Source organism: Pseudomonas sp. LB3P14 (assembly GCF_054898045.1).
Map to the genome: position 1 here is coordinate 3,684,226 of NZ_CM142714.1, position 18,143 is coordinate 3,702,368.

An 18,143-nucleotide genomic window follows, 5' to 3' on the forward strand; every position below is an offset into this window, starting at 1 on the left:
AAAAATCAACCGCGACACAAGTTGTCGTCAAACGGATTAGGCTAGGAGATCAACAAACAAGGAGCCTCACCTGATGAAAATCTATTCAGCTTTTATGCAGCGCGTGGTCGCCACCGCAGGCCCCCAGGCCAACTTCAGCATCACGGTGCAAGCCGTGACCTCAAAGATGGCCAAGATTACCGCCGAAGCCCAGTACCCTGGCTACAAATGCATCAACGCACCGACCCAAGTTCGCTGAGAGTACTTCTCGATGCAAAGCTGCGCCGCCCCGTTGGAGCGGCGCGCCGTCTGCCCTACATCCTGTCGCGCGTCATTGATCCACTCTTAACCACCTTACAAAGTGTATTCACCAGCGACATCTCCTCTGGTGTCTTGCAGCGGATGGCCGTCAAGGCTGGACTGGCTATCACACAGGCCAAGGTTTTGGCTCGACTGACCGCTACATTCAAGCGGTTTTTCGAGTAGAGGAAACCAATATCCCGAGGTAAATAGTCTTCATTCGAAGTGGCCATCGAAACAATCACAATTTCGGCCTCTTGCCCCTGAAACTTGTCCACCGTCCCGACTCGGGCGCCTGCCGGCAGCTCCCGCTTGAGCAATTGCACCTGAAGGTTATAGGGTGCGACAACCAATATATTGTCCACGTCGACCCGATGCACCTCGCCATCCTTATCTACATAAGTTTGCCCTAGGAAATAGCTGTAGAGGTCGCGGACGACAGCGGCTTCCTCCTCTGAGCTTTGGCTATTGGCGTCGTGCTCCACCGCACAAAAATACAGCCCGCAATCGGGTATCTCTGTACGCTCGCCATCCAGCACCAGTACTTGTCGCTCGGTTCCCGGGGCCGATGTTAATTGTCCGTCGTACACCGCATCGGAAATAAAGGAACACACCTCAGGGTGCATACGCCATGTCTGCGCCAGGAACACCCCGCGATCCGCGGGAATCGTGGCCACGCCATCAAGCAGGTAATCCAGGATCGAATCTCCTGAGCGTCCTGGGTGCACACCCTTAATCGGTTGCGATAACTGCATCTGATCGCCCATTAGCACCAGATTGCGGGCTGACATCCCCATCGCCACGAGGTTGGCCACACTGACCTGCCCAGCTTCGTCAATGAACAGGTAATCCAACGCTTCACTAAATGCTTCATCCGCGAACAGCCAAGCAGTACCGGCGACAAGGCGTGCTCCCGAGTTCCATGCGGCCAACAATTTCGTATTGTCCACTAGGGACGTGATGCAGCGCCCGGTAAAACGACTGTCCTCAGCCCCCTGAGTGGACTTTTTCAAACCGACGAAGTTGAAACCAGACGCCTCAGCACAGGTTTCTATCGCTGCAAGCAAGTTGTTGATCGCGTGATGAGAGTTAGAGGTAATCCCGACCCGCTTGCCAGCTTGCAGCAGATCAACTATCAGGTGAGACCCCGTATACGTTTTACCAGCACCCGGAGGCCCCTGAATGAACAGCACACTATGGTCGAGGTTACGCACCACCTGCTTGACTGCATCGAGAGGATCCAGTCCAGCCGCTAAAAGGGCCGTCCCGGCTTCCAAGCCAATCACTCTGGGTGAGCGACGAAACAAAAAGTCCTCCACCGCTTGAAAATGCCCACCACCTGCCAGAACCGCATCGGCGTAGCGGAATAATGCTTCGCGAATAACGTTGCTATTAATTGGCCCACCGGGTCCCATATCAAAGTCTTCGGGAGGTTGCCGTTCGGCAGTGGCCTTAAAGGTCGCCAATCGGTTTTCCATGTCCAGTTCATGCAGAGTAATCGCGCTCAGTGTTTCGACCACCTTTCCCTGCGACCCGATACGCAGCTTGGTCTCCTGCTCGGGGAAGCGGTATTGATAAAGGAATGAGCGCTTTTCCGGTACGGGTGGCTGTGTAGTGCGTGTCAACCCAGCCAGGCTCTCGATGTCCTCAAGAAGCTCATCCCTCGCCATGTCCTGACGCTTGAACATATCCCACCACACCGGCTTCTCGGTGCGCCGATGAAAATCAAGCAACTGAAAAACCAACGCCCTGACAAGCGCCTCGTCATCCCACTGCGATTCATCCTCCGGCAACTGACCAATAAGGCGCTGACGATAACTTTCCAGGCGAATCTCCTGTTCGCTGGCCCCTACGGCAACAGGATCAACTTCGACGGTCCCCACATTCTTCGCGGCAATATTGCTGCCAGCGGGGTTGATCGAAAGCAGCCAGTTACGCAGCAAGTAAGTGGAGCGCACATCATCCTCGTTGTAGCGCTCAATGGTTTCCAACAGTTCAGCATCACCGCTCTGCTTCCAACGCTCATAAAACACGATACTCGCGCCGGCACTGGTCACCTCGCCAACCCGTCTTTCCATGTAGAAATGTTCGATGTACTTGATCGAGTAGCTCGGTTCGGAAACGCGTATCGCCTCCCGCACCACTTTATACAGATCGATCAACTTGCCGTTCCGCAGCAACCAGTCGACTTGAGTCTCACGGGTGCCGTGCTGGCTCATCAAACGCTTGATCGCTGTCTCTTCGTAGCTGGCGTAGTGATAGATGTAGGCTCGCGGATAGCGCGCCAAATGCGCCATCAAAAAATCGATGAAAGCCTCGAATGCTAGTTTTTCTCCTGAACGAGAGTGCCCCCAAAATGGCATGAAGCGTTGGCTCCCTGACTCATCAATGTACAAGCCAAATAAATACTCCAAACCACCCTCTTCAAGCGGATCGCCCTCCATATCAAAAAACAGATCGCCTTCCGCTCGTTCAGGCATACGGCCGAATCCACGTAGCCCAGCCTGCGGAGGCAACAGTTCATAAATTGGTGTGTCGCTATGACGGCCTTGGTGTTGCAAACGGGCTTGATGCCTCAATTTATTCAAGGACTCGCCGTTTAGTTTGGGAATTGAAATACGTTCCGGAATGTTGGCCAATTGCTCCAAGGTCTGAACACCGGCGCTTTGCAATTTTTTGATTTGGGACTTGCTGATATTCGCGACCGCAGACAAATGATCATCTTGCTCGCGTCGAATGGCACAAAGGTCGCGCCATCCGCAAAAGCGGCAATGATCACAAGGGTCAGGATAGGTGATTGACGGTTGTGGGGCAGAGACAAAAACGTCGAAGCGCTGAAGAACCTGATCGAGATAATCGGAGTAATCTGCCACACGAAATGGCCGTTCGCTCCGCGCTGCATCACCGAGCACAACATGCATGAAGTGAGGACGAACACCTTGCAGTGGAACCAGCAGCTGGGAGTACAGCGCTAACTGGACAATGAACTTTGCTTTGGGTGTTTTCGCCAGTTTGGTATCGATCACTTCGTAGCTGTAATCACCAAGATCTGAGGGCAGTGCTACCTTTCGGAGAAAGTCGGCATGACCAATAAAAACATCGTCCTGTAACGTCGCCTGGAAAATGATATCGGCACCGGCCTGCATCGCTTCCCGTGTCAACTCGACCTTCTTTGAGATAGACCGCGCGCCGCTCGCAGCGATATCGACCACGAAGGGATACGCGAGCTTCAGCCGTTCAAGATAGGCCGCCTCATGCTCAAGTCCCTTATCCTGAATCAGGCGGTTTTCTTCCGTTTCTGGTGCCCTCTCCATAGGCGATAGCAGATGGGCCATATCAAGAGCCGTCAGGTGCTCGCATTCTAGAAAACCGCAGAGATCTGAAGCGGAGTAAAGCCGGACACCATCGACGATTTGCATACACACTCTCCCTTGCAGCGAACTGCCCCTGCATGGCGAGGCGCCCATCGTATCGAGTGCCAGAAGGCTCTCCATAATCCCAGCTAACTAAACGCGCGGAACGAATTACTGCACTAACGAAAGTTTTCTCTGGAGCTGCTCGACATGGGCGCGTTCAGCCCGCAATCCCGCAGTCAATTCCTTTCTTTCCAACTCCAGCTGTCGAATGACTGCGCCGATGTTGTTCAAGAGGTTGCGCAGCACCATCAACTCCCGCTTTTGCACATCAATATGCTGCCACTGCAACCACAGCAATAACGCCATGACTGCCACCATGAGCATCGCCCCTCCCATGCTCAACCAATACAAGCTCATCGCATCCATTTTGTAGCTTCCTTCGCTTGTTCGACGGTTACAAGATATGTAGTCTTTTATGACACGTCGATAATGTTTGCCTGTACAGGTAAACAAATGGAACAGGTACTCAACCGATGAAACGTAAGCAGCAGTTAAATCAGATTCGCTGGGATCTGGCATTACGCTACCGACTCATCGAGACCATTGCCTGGTGGGAAGGCCGCCTGACTACTGGTCACCTGATGCAGAGCTTTGGCATCAGTCGGCAGCAAGCCTCAAAAGACATCAACACTTACCTGACCGAACATGCGCCTAAAAACCTTACATATGACAAACATCTGAAAGGCTACAAACCAAGCAAAGTGTTCAAACCGCTATTCATCGATGGAAGCGCCAGCGCTTACCTGCACCTGCTCAACCAGAATCGGGAACGTGCCGCGCATATCGAAGGACTGGCCTTTGCTTATGCGCACACTGAACTGCTGCTCATCCCTGATCGCAGCATTCGCCCCGAAATATTGCGACCAATTTTGCAGGCCTGTCGTGAAGGTCTACGGCTTGAAACGGACTATGTGTCCTTGGCCAACCCCAAACCGGAAACACGCGTGATCGTGCCGCACACACTGGTATTTACCGGGATGCGCTGGCACGTACGCGCTTACTGTGAAAAGAATGGTGACTTTCGAGACTTTGTTCTGAGTCGCTTTCGCGGCGTACCGGATTTAATCCATGCGTCCGGTCATAAACGTGAGGCCGATGTGGATTGGATGGCCGAAATAGATGTGATTTTTGAGCCTGATCGAAGGTTAAAACCTGAGCAAAAGCTGATAATTGAAGCAGATTACGGCATGCAAAACGGCCAACTGTTGATACGCACCCGAGGGGCGTTGGTACAGTACATTTTGCAGCGCTATCAAATAGACCCCACGAAAATACAGGCCAAAGCAGCGGCACAACAGATAGTGGTGGCAAACCTGGAGGAGCTTGGGCGCTGGCTTTACGTTTGATGATTCGAACCTATTTTGCGTAAACCCCACAGCTCCTCCCCCCTTCAATACTGCACGAGCGTGTACTATCGAAGGGGCGCCAAGAATGCTGTTTACACGTCAAATCACGCTTAGCCCTTTGAGTACCAGTGTTGTAGCCATCACTAGACTAGAACCGGCAAGAGCCACTAGCAGGCGATTAGTACGCGACGAATAACGTGCAAAGCTGTTTTCCTGAACCACTAATCGCTCTTTAAACTCCAGCAACTCACGTTCCAGCACCTGAATGGCCTGAGCGCGTGTGAGATCACTACGACTGCTTTTTTGTAGCGTCTCCAGGATCGCTCGAATGGCGTTGTCTCGTTTCTCACTCAGCACATTTTGTTCATTGAGCAGCTCGTTCAGGCGGGCTATTTGTTCAGCATTTTGGGTCAACGATGTATCGACTGCTCCCAAATGCAGCTCCTGACGTGCGATTTCCTCCACTTTCAGCGATAAAGTAGATTGTATCGCTTCAATGTCACCGCTGTTGCGCTCAATGGTTTGCGCCCGCTCCTGATCGACACGACCGTTTTCCTGCAACTCCACCAGAATGGTTTGGATAGCATGATCCTGTTGTTCATCAAGGGTGCTTTTTTGATTGAGTAAAGCATCGATGCTGGCCAAGCGTTCAGTCTTGAGTTCGAGCGCGGTCTTGATTCTGTCGATATCCTGACTTTGTTGTGTGTCCAGCGCGTCCTTTACCGACAGGGCACTCTTGACCTCTTCAATGTTCTGTTTATTGAGTTCAATACGGTCTTGAGTAGACTTCGAACCTTCGGCAATTTTTCGAAAAATGGATTGGGCTTTGTCCGCAAAACCTTGGCCAGTTTCGGAAAGCTCTTGGAAACGGCCTTCGCTATCCGTCCAGCCCATTTTGGCGCGCTCTTCCAGCTCGCAGATTACTGCGGCAAGGAACGAGTAGCTCATAGTGTTGAGGGTAATGACCTCTTGAATTAAGCCCAGCATGAGGTCGTTGATTTTGTTCTGAGACTTGGAGATGTCCACCAAATCGGTTTTAGCACTGGAGAAGGTGCTTTTGAACCAGCCTCGATTTTCTATAGCGCTAACATGACTACTGGCATTTTCGATGCTTAACTCAATATCCTTGATTACATCCAGAAGACCTGAAGCTATGTTAACTGGGGTCAGATCTTCCTTGATTATCAGTTCTTGCGCGCTCATTAAAATAGCTCCAGTAAATCATCTAGGCTGTTTACAGAATTTCGGTAGTCGTTTAGACGGTTTTGCGTTACGACTTTGGCGTCTTTTACTTCGAGCCAGTCGCTTTCGAATTGTGCTCGCATGACTTGAGTCGAGACAATCATGTGGCTGTAAGCCCTATCGATCATCACTACTGTTTGCTTGACCCTCAACAGATTGACCTGCTGACCACGATGGATATCGGCCAGCGCCTTGTTGCGAAAAGCGATACCACTTTTTAACCGGTCAAAAGCTAAGACGGTGAAAAGCGTTAAGGCACCGGTAATGACACCGGTAATAACCGGGGCCAGTGTCGCAGCAAAAGGCAGTAGCAGTGGTACGGCTTCCAACGCTTTCTGGATGACCTCCTCAAGCGCAATACCGAGACACAGCACGACAGTGCCCGAGAGAATTTTAAGCACCTCCATGGCTATATCGCCACGGGCCATGCCTTTCGGGGGGGAAACAATCACTTTGATCGCCCGAACAATCGAAAGTATCGCTTCCCGAAGCATCCGCACCACATTTTTTGCGGTAGTGATGAAGGAGTTGATGACTAACGTGATCAAATTTGAGAGAAAGCCCGTTAGACCCGCGCTAACACCTTCTTTCAGGTATTCCGCCCACTTCAACTTAATTTTTTCGTAAGTCGACTTGATTCGCTCTTCAGCCAAAGTTAGCAGCGATTTGGCGCCATCAAAGCCTTCTTTGACCAGATACCGTACATCCTGAATCAAACCTTCGATTAGATCTTTGAGCAGTAAACCCAGTACTTGTCGAAGGGCAAGCTTACCGGCCGCAGCGCTGCCCTCGATCAGTAATTCGCCCATTTGCTTGTCAAAGACAGCCTTTTTTTGTACCCCATCCACTGCTTTTTTGGACTTCTCGTAAGCCGTATCTATTGCCTGCGGATCCAAATCGTAATATTCAGCGTTGGTCTTACTCGGGTCTTGACTGTTTTTTCCTGCCGCCCACACTTTCAGATCGGACTCTTGTTTCGAGGAGTTCATATTGAAAGATGTCAGGACGACGTTTTCTTTTTGCGTTGCTGTTGCCACACGCTCTTCACGTGTTTGTGCCAGGTGACCACGCGTAGACCTCTCGATTTCGCTGGCGCTGGTGACGTGATCCCGTGCGGTCATTCTCGGGCCTTCGGCAAACTCCGTCTCAGGCTTTTTGTAGGCGTCGTAGAACTTGCCGTCGGCACTACTCATGTCAGAGTGGGCGGCATCCATCGCAGCATCGTAATCCTTGCGTTGAAACGATTCCTTTTGGGCCTCCTGCCAGCCCGCATGACGTTTTTCATCTGCGTCGTTGGCGACGACCCCTTTTTCGAAGTTATGCAGAGATGTAATGGCGCCTCCATCACGATCCTCGAACATCGCAGCAGTCAATCCGAACGGCCCCATCAACTGATCGATCATCATCTTTTGAAACGAATCGATGAAGTCTGTTTGTTGCTGCCCATTTGGTGCAGCATTTATGTCTCTGATCAACGCCTCAACGTCCGCGTCGATTTCGATAATCATTTCTTGCATGCCGCTCTGCATTGTAGTGATCTCAAAATGCCATGCCTCTAACAATATCCATATGCTTGTCATGGTGTCTAGCGCTGTCTTGATCGTTAGGAGCATCCAATCAAAGACATAAAGCCCGAAATTTAACCCGCCATCGGTCTAACCTTTCATAAACCGAAGCATGATGCTGGCCACACTTTGCTTGTCCTCCGCCAAGAAAGGGGCTGGGTTCAAACAGAGTTTTTCAAAGCAATGGCACTCATTCGTGAGTGCAGTTAGCTACTCAGGGAAAAGCTTAGAGATCACAATCAGTCCCTTGCAACGATGTCCGGTTGTTGGACAGCTCATGTTCACCCGACTAAAACGGCCAGTGGCAACCAACTGGTCGACTACCTGCATTTCCGCTTGCATCTGGTCTTTACGATGAGCCCCATTGGTTCTGATCCAGTAATCCAATGAGTCCGGCTTCTTGTGATCGATCAACGCAGCCTTAATCGGCCCAAGCACCATGGAACCGCCCAAGTCATCAACTTTTGAAACCAGAGCATCAATGCTGAATGAGCCGCCATCTCTCAACGTAATCATCACGCTTCCTTAAATTTTTTCATCCAATACACAATAAAAAACTGGAGATCATCAGTGAATGTCCAGGCCAAACAATGGAAGCCCCCCCTCACTTACCCTAAATCAACACGACGGGCTCTCAAAAGGTTCTCGCAGATCTTCGGCATACGATGCCCAGAACAAACGCATACGTCCTTGAGGGTCCGGCATGTACAGGGCATCCTCGTAAAAATACTCCAAGGCATCAGCAGCCGCTGCATCACCACTGAGCGCCGCTCGCTGCAACCAAAAAAGTCCCTTTGAGACGTGACGCGATACGCCATTACCCTCCAGGTAACTCTTCCCAAGGCGTGCAAACGCCGCAGTGTCGCCGGCACGAGCGGCTTTTCGGTACCAGCGAAATGCCTTCCGGTTATCGGCCTTAACCTGTGAAGCTTCACAACTGCCTTTTCGATCCCGCGTGTCGTAAAGCCACGCGACTTCCAGAGCAGCCTCGCGAATACCTCCTTTAAATGCCTTTTTCAGCCATCGCTGGGCCATGCGCTCATCAACGGAGACACCTATTCCGTAGGTATAGAGCTGCCCTAGATTGAAAAAGGCTTCAGATAAATCGTCCGCCGCAGCCAGCCGGAAAAGGTGCAGGGCAATCGCTGGATCCTCAATCAACGTGCGCCCATCCAGCCATAACCAACCGAGGTCATTTAGCGCACCGGCATCATGTTCGAGTGCTGCTCGTCGCAGTTGCGCGTATAGCAGAAGAAATGATTCTCGCGTTAAGACTGCTTTTAAAGGATTCAAAGCTTTCACTTCAGCGTATGACACCGGCCCATGAAGCTCATACATCTCGACAATCCTCAGAGTCGGCATCCCCAACCCTGCCCCCAGACCGTCACTTTCACTGATTTCCCGAAACTCCAGCAGTTCAGGCTCGACCAGAAAAGCTTCAAGTATGTTGACGACATTAGCAGGCTTGGACATCGCCATTTCTCGACTCCGGCATCACATTGATTTCTCAAGACGAATCATCCACCCTCTGAACGACAAATTGTGTCGCCATTTAGAGAGCATTCACATGTCAGGAAAACGGCTGGAAGAAAAATTTCGTCTGGAGCTGCTCTTGGCCATGATCCCGACGGCGCGCGGTAATACAACGGCCACTGGACTGCGCGTGGCGCAGTTCCAACAACGGCTGAGGGCGCAGGATGTGGCGGTTGATGACCGGACGATTCAACGCAACCTTAAAGCGCTGATCGACGATAAAAGATACGGCATTAAGAGAAGAAAAGAGGGGCGTGAGTATGTGTATTGGGCCGATAAAGAATTGTCGAGGTTCGTACTCAAGCCAACGGACGCGATGAATTTGATCATGGTCATCGAACATGCGCGCCCATATCTCAGTCGTACACTTGGAGGGAATCTTCAGGAACTGTACGAGCATGCTCAGGCCATTCTGAACAAACACTCCCACCGGTTGCATGATTGGACGAAGAAGGTGATCAGCAACTCCCGCTTCCAAAATTTACAGCCAGGATTGATAGACCCTCAGGTCTTTCAAACCATTCAAGAAGCATTGCTGGAAGGGAACAAGCTGGATGTACTCTATCAACCACGCGGCGCGCTGCACCCCAAGCCCTATCGGTTAACCCCTTTGGGACTGTCCTTTCAGGACGCCAACATCTACCTATCGCTCATCGTTGACGGCAGAGACCGGGCCACTCCCTATGCCTGGCCGGTGCACCGTTTCAATTCCGCTGAAACGGCGGGTTTTGAACCGGCTCAAGTACCCGCTGATTACGACATCCGTAATACCAGTTCACTGAAGAGCCTAATTGGGCTGGAGGACGAACATCCCATCCAGCTAGAGTTGCTGGTCGATGAAAATATGTTTCAGCGTCTCAGCGAAAACTCGCTCAGCTCAGACCAAAAATTACGAGCCTATGACGCAGGGCGCTGGCACTTGAGTTGTGCAGTGCACTTGAGTCAAGGTTTACGGCTTTGGATCCTGAGCCAAGGACCGAGCGTTGAGGTGCTCAGCCCCTCGGAACTGAGAGTTGAAATCTACGCGGAAATCCAAAAAATGGCGGCGCTTTACCAAGACAATAAAACGCCTCCTGCCTATTGAGCTGTAGCAACAGGACCAGCCCCCTCAATCCAGCCATACATTGCCACCGAGTAGCTTCGTATTAGGCATCCACCAGTGCTTGTAAGTACAGGCGCACCATACTGAGCTACGTCGCTTCATCGCGACATATTTGGTCGTTCCAGCAGTCAATCCTGCCTCCTTGCTCACTGCGCTCAGGAGGTTATATGTTTCCCTTGGTTTCCAGCTGTCATTTGAACTCCCCAGAGGGTGATACCTGTCCATTGACCAAACTCTGGATGTTTGCCCTGATCCTTGATCTCGGCGGACATCAGCGCCTCATTAACGATCATGGCTTCAACGACGACGCCATCGCTCGATACTTGGGCCTTAACGCCCTACTCGACGAACGTAGTGACGAGGCACCAGACCGTCAAAGCAGTTTTCGTCAACGCGCAATGCGCTTGTTAAAGCAACAACGCCAGCAACTCAAACAACAGCATCTCACTGCTGAATACCCAGATCCGTTGAAAGACAACCTCACACAATTAGGGTGCCTGATCGGCCTTGATGATTTGGAACAGCGACTTCTCGGCTTCTGTGCATTACTCCACACCGATGGGCTGCTCGAAGATGCCTGTTGTCTGCTAGAGGAAATAAGCTTCAACCGGGCCCTGGTGATACTCGCGCATTTGCTCGATGCTCCTCGTGAAGCCATACGCCAGCGCTTGGCAAAAAAAGGTTTATTGGTGTCGAGCGGACTACTTGACGTCGCCACTTACAGCGGCCGCTACCGTCGAATGGGTGACATCCTAAACGCCGATAACAGCAGCATCCTCTCCCCCTTGCGCTATCAGAAAGGAACACCTGTCGAGCTGTTCTCGAATGCATTCCGCAAGGCACTGCCTGGCCATCTCGGGCATGACGATTACCGGCATATCAAACCGGCCTTGGCGGTTGCTCGGCCCTATCTACGCCATGCCTTGGCAACGAGAAGACCCGGGGTCAACATCCTAGTCTATGGTCCGCCGGGTACCGGAAAAAGCCAACTGGCACGGCTGCTGGCCAAGGAACTAGAAGTGGATCTGTATGAGGTCGCCTGTACAGACTGCGACGGTGATCCTATTAATCGATATGGCAGGCTCCGCGCCTTACGCTCAGCAATGCGAGTCCTGCGTGAACAACGCGCCTTGCTGGTATTGGACGAAATAGAAGATCTGTTCAATGAAGGCAATGCTACGTCGCAATGGGAGCATGCAAGCGGCCAACAAAAAAACTGGATCAATCGAGTGCTGGAGGAGAACCCGTTACCCTGCTTCTGGCTGACCAACAAAATTCAGGCTTTGGACCGTGCTTACCTACGCCGTTTCGATATGGTATTGGAACTTGGGAACCCACCTAAGGCACAGCGTGAGCTGATTATCTACCAGAACGGAGGTGATCTTCTGAGCGATCATCTGATCACCAAATTGGCTGGCCACGAACAGGCTACACCCGCTGTTATCACACGTGCCCTGAATATTGCCAAAACGCTGGCTGAATCGCCCGAAGGCCCGGCACTAGACACAACGGTTGAACAACTCGTGGATGCCACTCTCCACGCTCAAGGCTTTAATAAGCTTGAGCGCAGCCAAGCACAACGATTACCTGAGTTCTATTCGCCACACCTAGTCAACGCTGACATGCCATTGGAAACCTTGCTGGACGGACTACGCCAACATAGTGAGGCGCGCCTGTGCTTCTACGGCCCACCCGGCACCGGCAAAACCGCCTTTGGCCAATGGCTCGCCCGCGAGTTGGAAAAGCCGCTGCTCGTAAAACGTGCTTCAGATTTGATTGGCCCTTATGTGGGAGAGACCGAGCGCAATCTGGCTCAAGCCTTCCAGCAGGCCAGGGAGGAAGACGCGGTACTGATGCTTGATGAGGTTGACAGTTTCCTTCGCGACCGACGTAAAGCTCAACACAATTGGGAGATCACGGCCGTAAACGAGATGCTCACGCAGATGGAAAGTTATCAGGGGTTATTTATTGCCTCAACCAATTTGATGGATGATCTCGACGACGCCTCTCTACGGCGCTTCGACCTCAAAATATGCTTCGACTTTCTTCGCCCCGAACAGGCGATGGAATTGTTCAGTCATCACCTTCAACAGCTGAAATTGACACCTGCCCCGGCGGAGCTGATGCCTTCCCTGGGTCGCCTTAATCGTCTGACCCCTGGCGACTTTGCGATGATTTCCCGGCGTGCCCAATTCAAATCTTTCAAGGATGCCAACGAGCTACTGGAGGCTCTACACGCAGAGTGCCGCCTCAAGGAAAGAGGCCATTCGCGCCCGATAGGCTTCATCCATTGACCCCCCTTCAAGATTTGGGGGAATACAACCGTACACGGCACCGGAAAAGCTAGAAGCACATACTTCACAGAGTGGTTCAAATGACGCTTAAACGGAAATCTCTGCAAAATGGATAATTGCACCGACTTACCCAGTCATTTGCATCGGATTTGACCAGCACGCTTCATGGCCATGACCGGAAGAGAACGACCCCATGCGGACAGTGAAGTCTGCCGTGAAGATTGAAGGCTGGACTCGGATATACCATGCTCAGCAGAGAGGGGGATCGGTGAGATTCAACTCTCGTTGCACAGGTGCGCATCGCTGACGGTGGTTTGCTGAGTACAACCGGGGGCTGATGCCATGTCGTTTTGCATGTAGCCAACACGAGTTGAACGCCTGCTCTCTTTTTGCTATCAAGGCGACCTCATTCAGGAAACCACGCAATGGATAGCACGCAACAAATCTTGGCCAATGCCTACCGCGATGTACTGATAGGCCTGCCGCAGCACTGGCTCGACCGTAGCCGATCCCACGATGTGGAATACGCAAAGCTCTCTGGCCTTTTTCTGCCGGGCACCTCGGTTGCATACCATTGCGCACCGCATAAAATTTTGGTGGTCGGGCGTGAAACCCGCCGTTGGGATGTGCTGAAAGGCGATGACAAATTCGAGAGCCTGGAAGCTTACATCTGCAAAGCGATGGCCACACAGCAAGATCACCTCGCCAGGTACATATTTGAACCCAGAGACCGAGGTGAGAGTTTTTTCAACCTGCTGCGCGACTTGGCCGAGGATCACGGTACGCAAGGCATCGCGTGGGCAAATTTGTTCAGCTTTGCCTGGGACAAAAAGTCTCCAATGCGTTGGAAGCACTTTGCAAAGTTATTGGAAGTTTCTGAGCGATTGCTCAAAGCCCAATTAGAAATTTTGCAGCCCGATATCATTATTTTCGCTAGCGGCGCCAGCAGTGCGAAGTTCCGCCAAGGTTATTTCCCCCACAAGGGCGAATTGAGTGTATGTACTGAGTTGGGTGACTTCTGCGAGCAGGGGATTCCGCTTAGCCAACTGTGGCGGTTCAAGCTTCACCAGCGCATTCAATGCTTTCGAATCCAGCACCCGAGCAGCATCAGCGCACCTTCTCGTGCAGCGCGTCGGTTTTTGCTGGAGCAGTTGCGCGGTGGCGGAGCGGGCGGGTGAACTCTATTAGTCGGCCCGCATAACCGTCCCAATCTAATCAATCGACCGACTGCTTCGGGCCGATACTGTTGAAAAAGTCGGTCCTTCCAGACTGCCTGCACACTGATCGCTGAAAAAGCCTTTTTTGCGCGCTGCTACGCGAAATCTGAGCCCAGAATCCTCTGCTCAAAGTAAAGATTTCAAACTCAAGCGCGTACTTTTATGCCGTAGAAACCATCGTCGACTTTTTCAGCACAATCGGCCGATTGCTGCCAGTCGTGAAGCTGCCGGTCAGCACCGGCAGAAATCGGCCAGAAGTGGACGTTCCTAAGGACTGCTTTCGGCCAATAGAAAAACACTCACTGGGTGGCCGTTCTTGGTTTTTTATTTGATCAGCTAGCTATACATATTAGAAAGATTGGCGACCAATAATTACTCTATCCAGTGTAGTGGGATCAATTTTTTTCCGCCTCGCCAAACGTCTACTTCGTGCACGTTCTCAATGCCGTCATAGATGTCCTTACCTGCATGGTCGAGGACAATGCATTGCCACTTCCCTTTCATTGCTTGAACTGAATTGGATAGTGTTTTAAAAATACCCTGTACCGCATCAACATCTTCATCCAAGTAATTACGATCTTCATCGTCGGCTTGCGATTTAGCTATTCTTGTTTTGGGAAAATATACTTGGCTGGGCTGGTCGAATACAGCGAAACTCGGAACGCAGGATTCTTCTAATTCATTTAGAAACTCATGCAGAGCACAAATAAAGGCAACGTGAAATGAAAGCCAGTTGGACGCACTCCCTACCTCAGACAAGAAATGCCAGTCAGCATCATTGCTCAGTACTTTGAGGCTTAAATCTCTAACAGAGAACTTCGGCGGCCTCTGCTTGTATTTGCTTTCAGCATCTAGAGACTGAAGTCGTGCAAGAGTTTTCTGTTCGATTAAGATAAGTGCTGCTTCAGTTCTCTTCTCAACGGATCCAGGTGTTACCTTCAGTTTAAGCTCGACTTCCTCTCGTTCCAGATTTTCAATTTCTTTACCTGCTTCATTCTTATTGAAGAGGCTCTCGAAAGTGGTTAAGGAGGCGCGCAGGTGCCCTAAGAAGAGGAACATGTTTTTTCTTCTGGCAAATTGCTCTGAAAGGTTTTTGCTCTTTGCCACTCTTAAGTCAAGTCTTCCTGCTAATCCTGAGCGTTTCTCCAAGGCAGTATCAAGTTGACGCTTGAGCGTTTCCTCTTCCCGAATAAACGTATTTGGTATCGTCTTTGTCTTCTTGGCTTCGTGCTCTGCCTTTTCAAACGCAGACGCTATCTTACTAAGCTCAGCAGTAGAGTCAATGTGGCCCTTTTCACCGCAAACGGGACATGCTGAGTCTTTTGAAGAGATATCTTTGAGCCATTGCGAAATGTGTAGGCGATCAGCTCTTTTTTTGGTGCTCTGACCATAGGAGACGAAGCTTTCCTTTAAGCGCGTTAAGTCTCTGAGCCTTCTCTTTACAAGGCCAATCTCATCACTAATTTCGTCTTCTTGTTTTTCCAAGGCAGCGATGGATTCATTTGCCTGTTCAATCGCCTTGGTGGTTGTCTTAGGGTATTCTAGTTCGGTTTCAAGAATTATATTTGCTGTCTGAATCAGGATCTCAGGATCCGTTGGCGCAACCAAATCTTCAGAAATCAATCCATATAATTTCGCAACTTCAACCTGGCTGATCATGTTGTCCAGCCAAGTTTGCGAAACTTTTTTCGCACGCTCATCCTCCCGTTTCAACTGTATCAGTCTTGCTTGAACAGCCGCAAGTCGATGACGGGCAGTCAGTGTTTCAAGATTTTCAGCACCTAGAATATAAGGAAACCAGTTTTTAAGCTTTTCTCTATGTTCGTATGCGTGAGTTTTATAGAAAAGTATGTTTTGGCTCGCGACCACGTCCTGGCTTTGAAAGACTAAAGTGGTTACATCTCGAAAGCTGAGTCTTTCTTGAAATGGCCGGTTGTCTTCCGGTGCGGAAAGCCTTAAATAAGGCGCGCCAGATATTGTATTGAGAATTAACTTTACGCCATCGATAGACTCGTTGGATTCAAGTATCTCATTTGGAATTGTGAGCGCCGCGCCGCGCTCCACATAGAAGTCCCTTGATGCTTCTCGACCTACAGGGCCACTTCGAGCAAGTAAAATTTGCTCTTCTTCTGTCTCGACGACTATGCCATACCAAGCAGAGTGATCGCGAATAGTATCGATTGGGATCTGGCATTCAGATGATGCTAGACAATAGTCAATTATTGGAATAATTGCGGACTTTCCGGTGCGTGAGCCACCAGTAATTACGTTAACCTTCCCCTTTTCAAACTTAATGATCTGAGGGGCGTGCCGGCCATCTTTTGGCCAAATTATCAAACGTATAATTTGAAAATTCATTACAGCGTCACTCGCAAATAATTGGCAATGGCAAATGTGTCGTGAGAGGAAAACCAGCCTCCCAATATGCGAGCTTTCGCTCCAAAGCTCTTTACGGTAGCTTTCAGGTTTTTTCCATGGTTTGGCTTTTTAATTATTTCAACTGGGTGAATTATGGCTGTTTCAGAGTCCCACACAAGCAGACCAGCTTTTATAGCGGCATCTATTGCGGCCAGGGTGTGCAGCTTGCGCTGGCTTATCCTCTCCTGCAAGGAAAGCAGTTGGTCTGTCAGTTTATTTTCTTCTATGCCCAGCGCATAAGATTGCAAACTGCTCCGTCTGTTACTTACAAACCTGCAAAGATTTGGGTTCGTCAGTAATGCTAGAGCTATAAAGTGGAGAATCCCTACCGGCGACGCATTTTCTGGATGAGTTTCTTTATAGCCAGATGTAAATTCCCATAGTAGATAAGCGCTGAGTAATGGGGTGTTCCACTCGCGTACTTCTTCTGCCAATAGGCTGTCTGGATTATTTTCCATTTTTTAATCTCGACTCCCAGTCGTCATGCCAACCAAGTCTTGATCCGTTTGCAAGAGCATGATAGGTACCTGCCACTGTTGAATCTGGCAGATCGCCATTCCTAATAGTCTCCTTGCGGACTTGGCAATCATTGTATAAAAGCCTTCCCCTGTCTTCCGGCGCAAGGGACTTTTGTATGATCCCTAATGAATTTTTAGTGGCTTTCCAATATCTATGAAGTTTGGTTTCAAACTCTGCTGCCAAGTTTTCATCCAGTAGTTCTGCTTCGATCCAGCGATCTCTATTGGTTTTTGCCTTCAAGAAATCAGTTACAGCCTCCAAAAGGTCGTCGTGGTCACATCCGATCAGCTCTGCTTGCTGGAGATAAACAGGCCGAAGCGCTATCTGGAAGCTTATTTGGTCCCTTGAAGGTGGCGTTTCTAATGTGAAGTCAATTAGCTCAAGTCGCCTTGCTTGATCAAATAGTGTTAAAAAAGCCAGGTGAAAATCATCCCAGCTTATTCTTGCATCTTCTTTCTGGCTTATTTTTTCTGTCACCCTTCTAAGGATCCATCCCCCCAGATGAGTCGCCACTTCTCCAATTGATTTTTCCGGAAGGTGAAGGTTTTGTAGAAGCATCTCTACCTCCGCAAAGCCATTTCCACTTCCTGTCTCCATAGTAAAGTTGGCTATTATTTTTTCGAGGATATCTCTTTGTTCGTTCACCGCGTTATTGTAATACGGCCAAGCGATGTGATCTTTGTCGATATCACTCAGTTTGTCGACAGCGTCATCTATGGCTTTCGAAATCTCTTGAGGCGAACTCGCCGCGTGGAAATCTTCCGCGATGCCTGATCTGCCCGACTTGTTCCTATACAAAATGAACTTTGTTGTCTCAACGTCAAGCTCGCCAGAGTTAATTGCGTTGATCCAATTCGATAAAGTCTTCCAAAGGTCGCTTGATTTGTCCGTCACTGGATTGCTGTTGACCGAAGACTTGTCCTCTTCGGCAGACATAGAACCATCGCAATGAATGGTCGCGACATCGCCATGAACCTCAATGCAGACGACACTTCCCTGCGTACAACTGAGAAGGTGGCAAAGGGCCCTGGGAAATTGGATTGTGAAGCCTAATAGCTGGCCGGGGGCATTCTCGCTCACCGTGACTACCTCGTCGTCCCTATGATGGCATCTGGCTTGCATTTTGCGTCAGGATGCTTTTCTCGTCACGTGTTATCTCATCGAGTTGGGGCTTCGAGGTTCTGTACGAAAAGAAACTGAATCACCCCCTGA

At 50.4% G+C, this 18,143-nt stretch carries 14 protein-coding genes; 5 read left to right on the forward strand and 9 right to left on the reverse strand.

Going from position 1 to position 18,143, the window contains the following annotated elements; translation table 11 throughout:
* Window positions 1–73 precede the first annotated feature (73 nt).
* Window positions 74–238 carry a hypothetical protein gene (locus ACYZT5_RS17110; protein ID WP_196586958.1) on the forward strand — a complete coding sequence of 55 codons (165 nt, stop codon included), beginning with the start codon at window positions 74–76 and terminating at the stop codon, window positions 236–238.
* A gap of 55 nt (window positions 239–293) precedes the next feature.
* Here the strand turns inward: ACYZT5_RS17110 and ACYZT5_RS17115 are convergent, their stop codons facing one another.
* Together ACYZT5_RS17115 and ACYZT5_RS17120 are read right to left on the reverse strand one after the other, a co-directional pair.
* Window positions 294–3,698 (reverse strand): TM0106 family RecB-like putative nuclease, encoded by a 3,405-nt coding sequence (locus ACYZT5_RS17115; RefSeq protein ID WP_462052095.1) that lies wholly within the window; start codon window positions 3,696–3,698, stop codon window positions 294–296.
* A gap of 105 nt (window positions 3,699–3,803) precedes the next feature.
* The gene (locus tag ACYZT5_RS17120; RefSeq protein ID WP_462052096.1) at window positions 3,804–4,061 is read right to left on the reverse strand and encodes a hypothetical protein; all 258 of its coding nucleotides are present in this window, start codon (window positions 4,059–4,061) and stop codon (window positions 3,804–3,806) included.
* A gap of 107 nt (window positions 4,062–4,168) precedes the next feature.
* Here ACYZT5_RS17120 and ACYZT5_RS17125 point away from each other — a divergent pair, with 107 nt between their 5' ends.
* Complete coding sequence (locus tag ACYZT5_RS17125; RefSeq protein WP_462052097.1) at window positions 4,169–5,041, forward strand: helix-turn-helix transcriptional regulator; 873 nt, start codon at window positions 4,169–4,171, stop codon at window positions 5,039–5,041.
* A 99-nt stretch (window positions 5,042–5,140) separates the two neighbouring features.
* Here ACYZT5_RS17125 and ACYZT5_RS17130 read toward each other — a convergent pair whose 3' ends face one another.
* The 4 genes from ACYZT5_RS17130 to ACYZT5_RS17145 all read right to left on the reverse strand — a co-directional run bounded on the left by ACYZT5_RS17130 (window position 5,141) and on the right by ACYZT5_RS17145 (window position 9,327).
* Window positions 5,141–6,244 (reverse strand): hypothetical protein, encoded by a 1,104-nt coding sequence (locus tag ACYZT5_RS17130; protein ID WP_462052098.1) that lies wholly within the window; start codon window positions 6,242–6,244, stop codon window positions 5,141–5,143.
* Window positions 6,244–7,800, reverse strand: a complete 1,557-nt coding sequence (locus ACYZT5_RS17135; protein WP_462052099.1) for a hypothetical protein — start codon at window positions 7,798–7,800, stop codon at window positions 6,244–6,246. Before ACYZT5_RS17135 ends, ACYZT5_RS17130 begins: the two co-directional genes overlap by 1 nt.
* A gap of 258 nt (window positions 7,801–8,058) precedes the next feature.
* Window positions 8,059–8,364, reverse strand: a complete 306-nt coding sequence (locus ACYZT5_RS17140; RefSeq protein WP_462052100.1) for a hypothetical protein — start codon at window positions 8,362–8,364, stop codon at window positions 8,059–8,061.
* 102 nt (window positions 8,365–8,466) lie between these two features.
* On the reverse strand, window positions 8,467–9,327 hold the full coding sequence (locus tag ACYZT5_RS17145) for a tetratricopeptide repeat protein (RefSeq protein ID WP_462052101.1): 861 nt from the start codon (window positions 9,325–9,327) through the stop codon (window positions 8,467–8,469).
* Window positions 9,328–9,415: 88 nt separating this feature from the next.
* Here ACYZT5_RS17145 and ACYZT5_RS17150 point away from each other — a divergent pair, with 88 nt between their 5' ends.
* From ACYZT5_RS17150 to ACYZT5_RS17160, 3 genes are all read left to right on the forward strand, one after another.
* Window positions 9,416–10,465: a helix-turn-helix transcriptional regulator gene (locus ACYZT5_RS17150; protein ID WP_462052102.1), complete on the forward strand. Its 1,050-nt coding sequence runs from the start codon at window positions 9,416–9,418 to the stop codon at window positions 10,463–10,465.
* A gap of 185 nt (window positions 10,466–10,650) precedes the next feature.
* Complete coding sequence (locus ACYZT5_RS17155) at window positions 10,651–12,777, forward strand: AAA family ATPase (RefSeq protein WP_462052103.1); 2,127 nt, start codon at window positions 10,651–10,653, stop codon at window positions 12,775–12,777.
* Between the two features lie 425 nt (window positions 12,778–13,202).
* A complete protein-coding gene (locus ACYZT5_RS17160) occupies window positions 13,203–13,955 on the forward strand; it encodes a hypothetical protein (protein ID WP_462052104.1) in 753 nt (250 codons plus the stop codon).
* 411 nt (window positions 13,956–14,366) lie between these two features.
* Here the strand turns inward: ACYZT5_RS17160 and ACYZT5_RS17165 are convergent, their stop codons facing one another.
* Genes ACYZT5_RS17165 through ACYZT5_RS17175 form a run of 3 tightly spaced genes read right to left on the reverse strand, consistent with a single transcriptional unit; the run spans window position 14,367 to window position 18,011 of the window.
* A complete protein-coding gene (locus ACYZT5_RS17165) occupies window positions 14,367–16,352 on the reverse strand; it encodes a DUF3732 domain-containing protein (protein WP_462052105.1) in 1,986 nt (661 codons plus the stop codon).
* On the reverse strand, window positions 16,352–16,870 hold the full coding sequence (locus ACYZT5_RS17170) for a three component ABC system middle component (protein WP_462052106.1): 519 nt from the start codon (window positions 16,868–16,870) through the stop codon (window positions 16,352–16,354). The genes ACYZT5_RS17165 and ACYZT5_RS17170 overlap by 1 nt, the downstream gene beginning before the upstream one ends.
* Complete coding sequence (locus ACYZT5_RS17175) at window positions 16,860–18,011, reverse strand: ABC-three component system protein (RefSeq protein ID WP_462052107.1); 1,152 nt, start codon at window positions 18,009–18,011, stop codon at window positions 16,860–16,862. The genes ACYZT5_RS17170 and ACYZT5_RS17175 overlap by 11 nt, the downstream gene beginning before the upstream one ends.
* Between the last annotated feature and the right edge of the window lie 132 nt (window positions 18,012–18,143).

Coding starts and splice junctions, on each gene's coding strand:
- ACYZT5_RS17165 (WP_462052105.1), bottom strand. CDS start 16,352: ATGAATTTTCAAATTATACGTTTGATAATTTGGCCAAAAGATGGCCGG.
- ACYZT5_RS17110 (WP_196586958.1), top strand. CDS start 74: ATGAAAATCTATTCAGCTTTTATGCAGCGCGTGGTCGCCACCGCAGGC.
- ACYZT5_RS17145 (WP_462052101.1), bottom strand. CDS start 9,327: ATGGCGATGTCCAAGCCTGCTAATGTCGTCAACATACTTGAAGCTTTT.
- ACYZT5_RS17160 (WP_462052104.1), top strand. CDS start 13,203: ATGGATAGCACGCAACAAATCTTGGCCAATGCCTACCGCGATGTACTG.
- ACYZT5_RS17170 (WP_462052106.1), bottom strand. CDS start 16,870: ATGGAAAATAATCCAGACAGCCTATTGGCAGAAGAAGTACGCGAGTGG.
- ACYZT5_RS17120 (WP_462052096.1), bottom strand. CDS start 4,061: ATGGATGCGATGAGCTTGTATTGGTTGAGCATGGGAGGGGCGATGCTC.
- ACYZT5_RS17130 (WP_462052098.1), bottom strand. CDS start 6,244: ATGAGCGCGCAAGAACTGATAATCAAGGAAGATCTGACCCCAGTTAAC.
- ACYZT5_RS17115 (WP_462052095.1), bottom strand. CDS start 3,698: ATGCAAATCGTCGATGGTGTCCGGCTTTACTCCGCTTCAGATCTCTGC.
- ACYZT5_RS17155 (WP_462052103.1), top strand. CDS start 10,651: ATGTTTCCCTTGGTTTCCAGCTGTCATTTGAACTCCCCAGAGGGTGAT.
- ACYZT5_RS17125 (WP_462052097.1), top strand. CDS start 4,169: ATGAAACGTAAGCAGCAGTTAAATCAGATTCGCTGGGATCTGGCATTA.
- ACYZT5_RS17135 (WP_462052099.1), bottom strand. CDS start 7,800: ATGCAAGAAATGATTATCGAAATCGACGCGGACGTTGAGGCGTTGATC.
- ACYZT5_RS17150 (WP_462052102.1), top strand. CDS start 9,416: ATGTCAGGAAAACGGCTGGAAGAAAAATTTCGTCTGGAGCTGCTCTTG.
- ACYZT5_RS17140 (WP_462052100.1), bottom strand. CDS start 8,364: ATGATTACGTTGAGAGATGGCGGCTCATTCAGCATTGATGCTCTGGTT.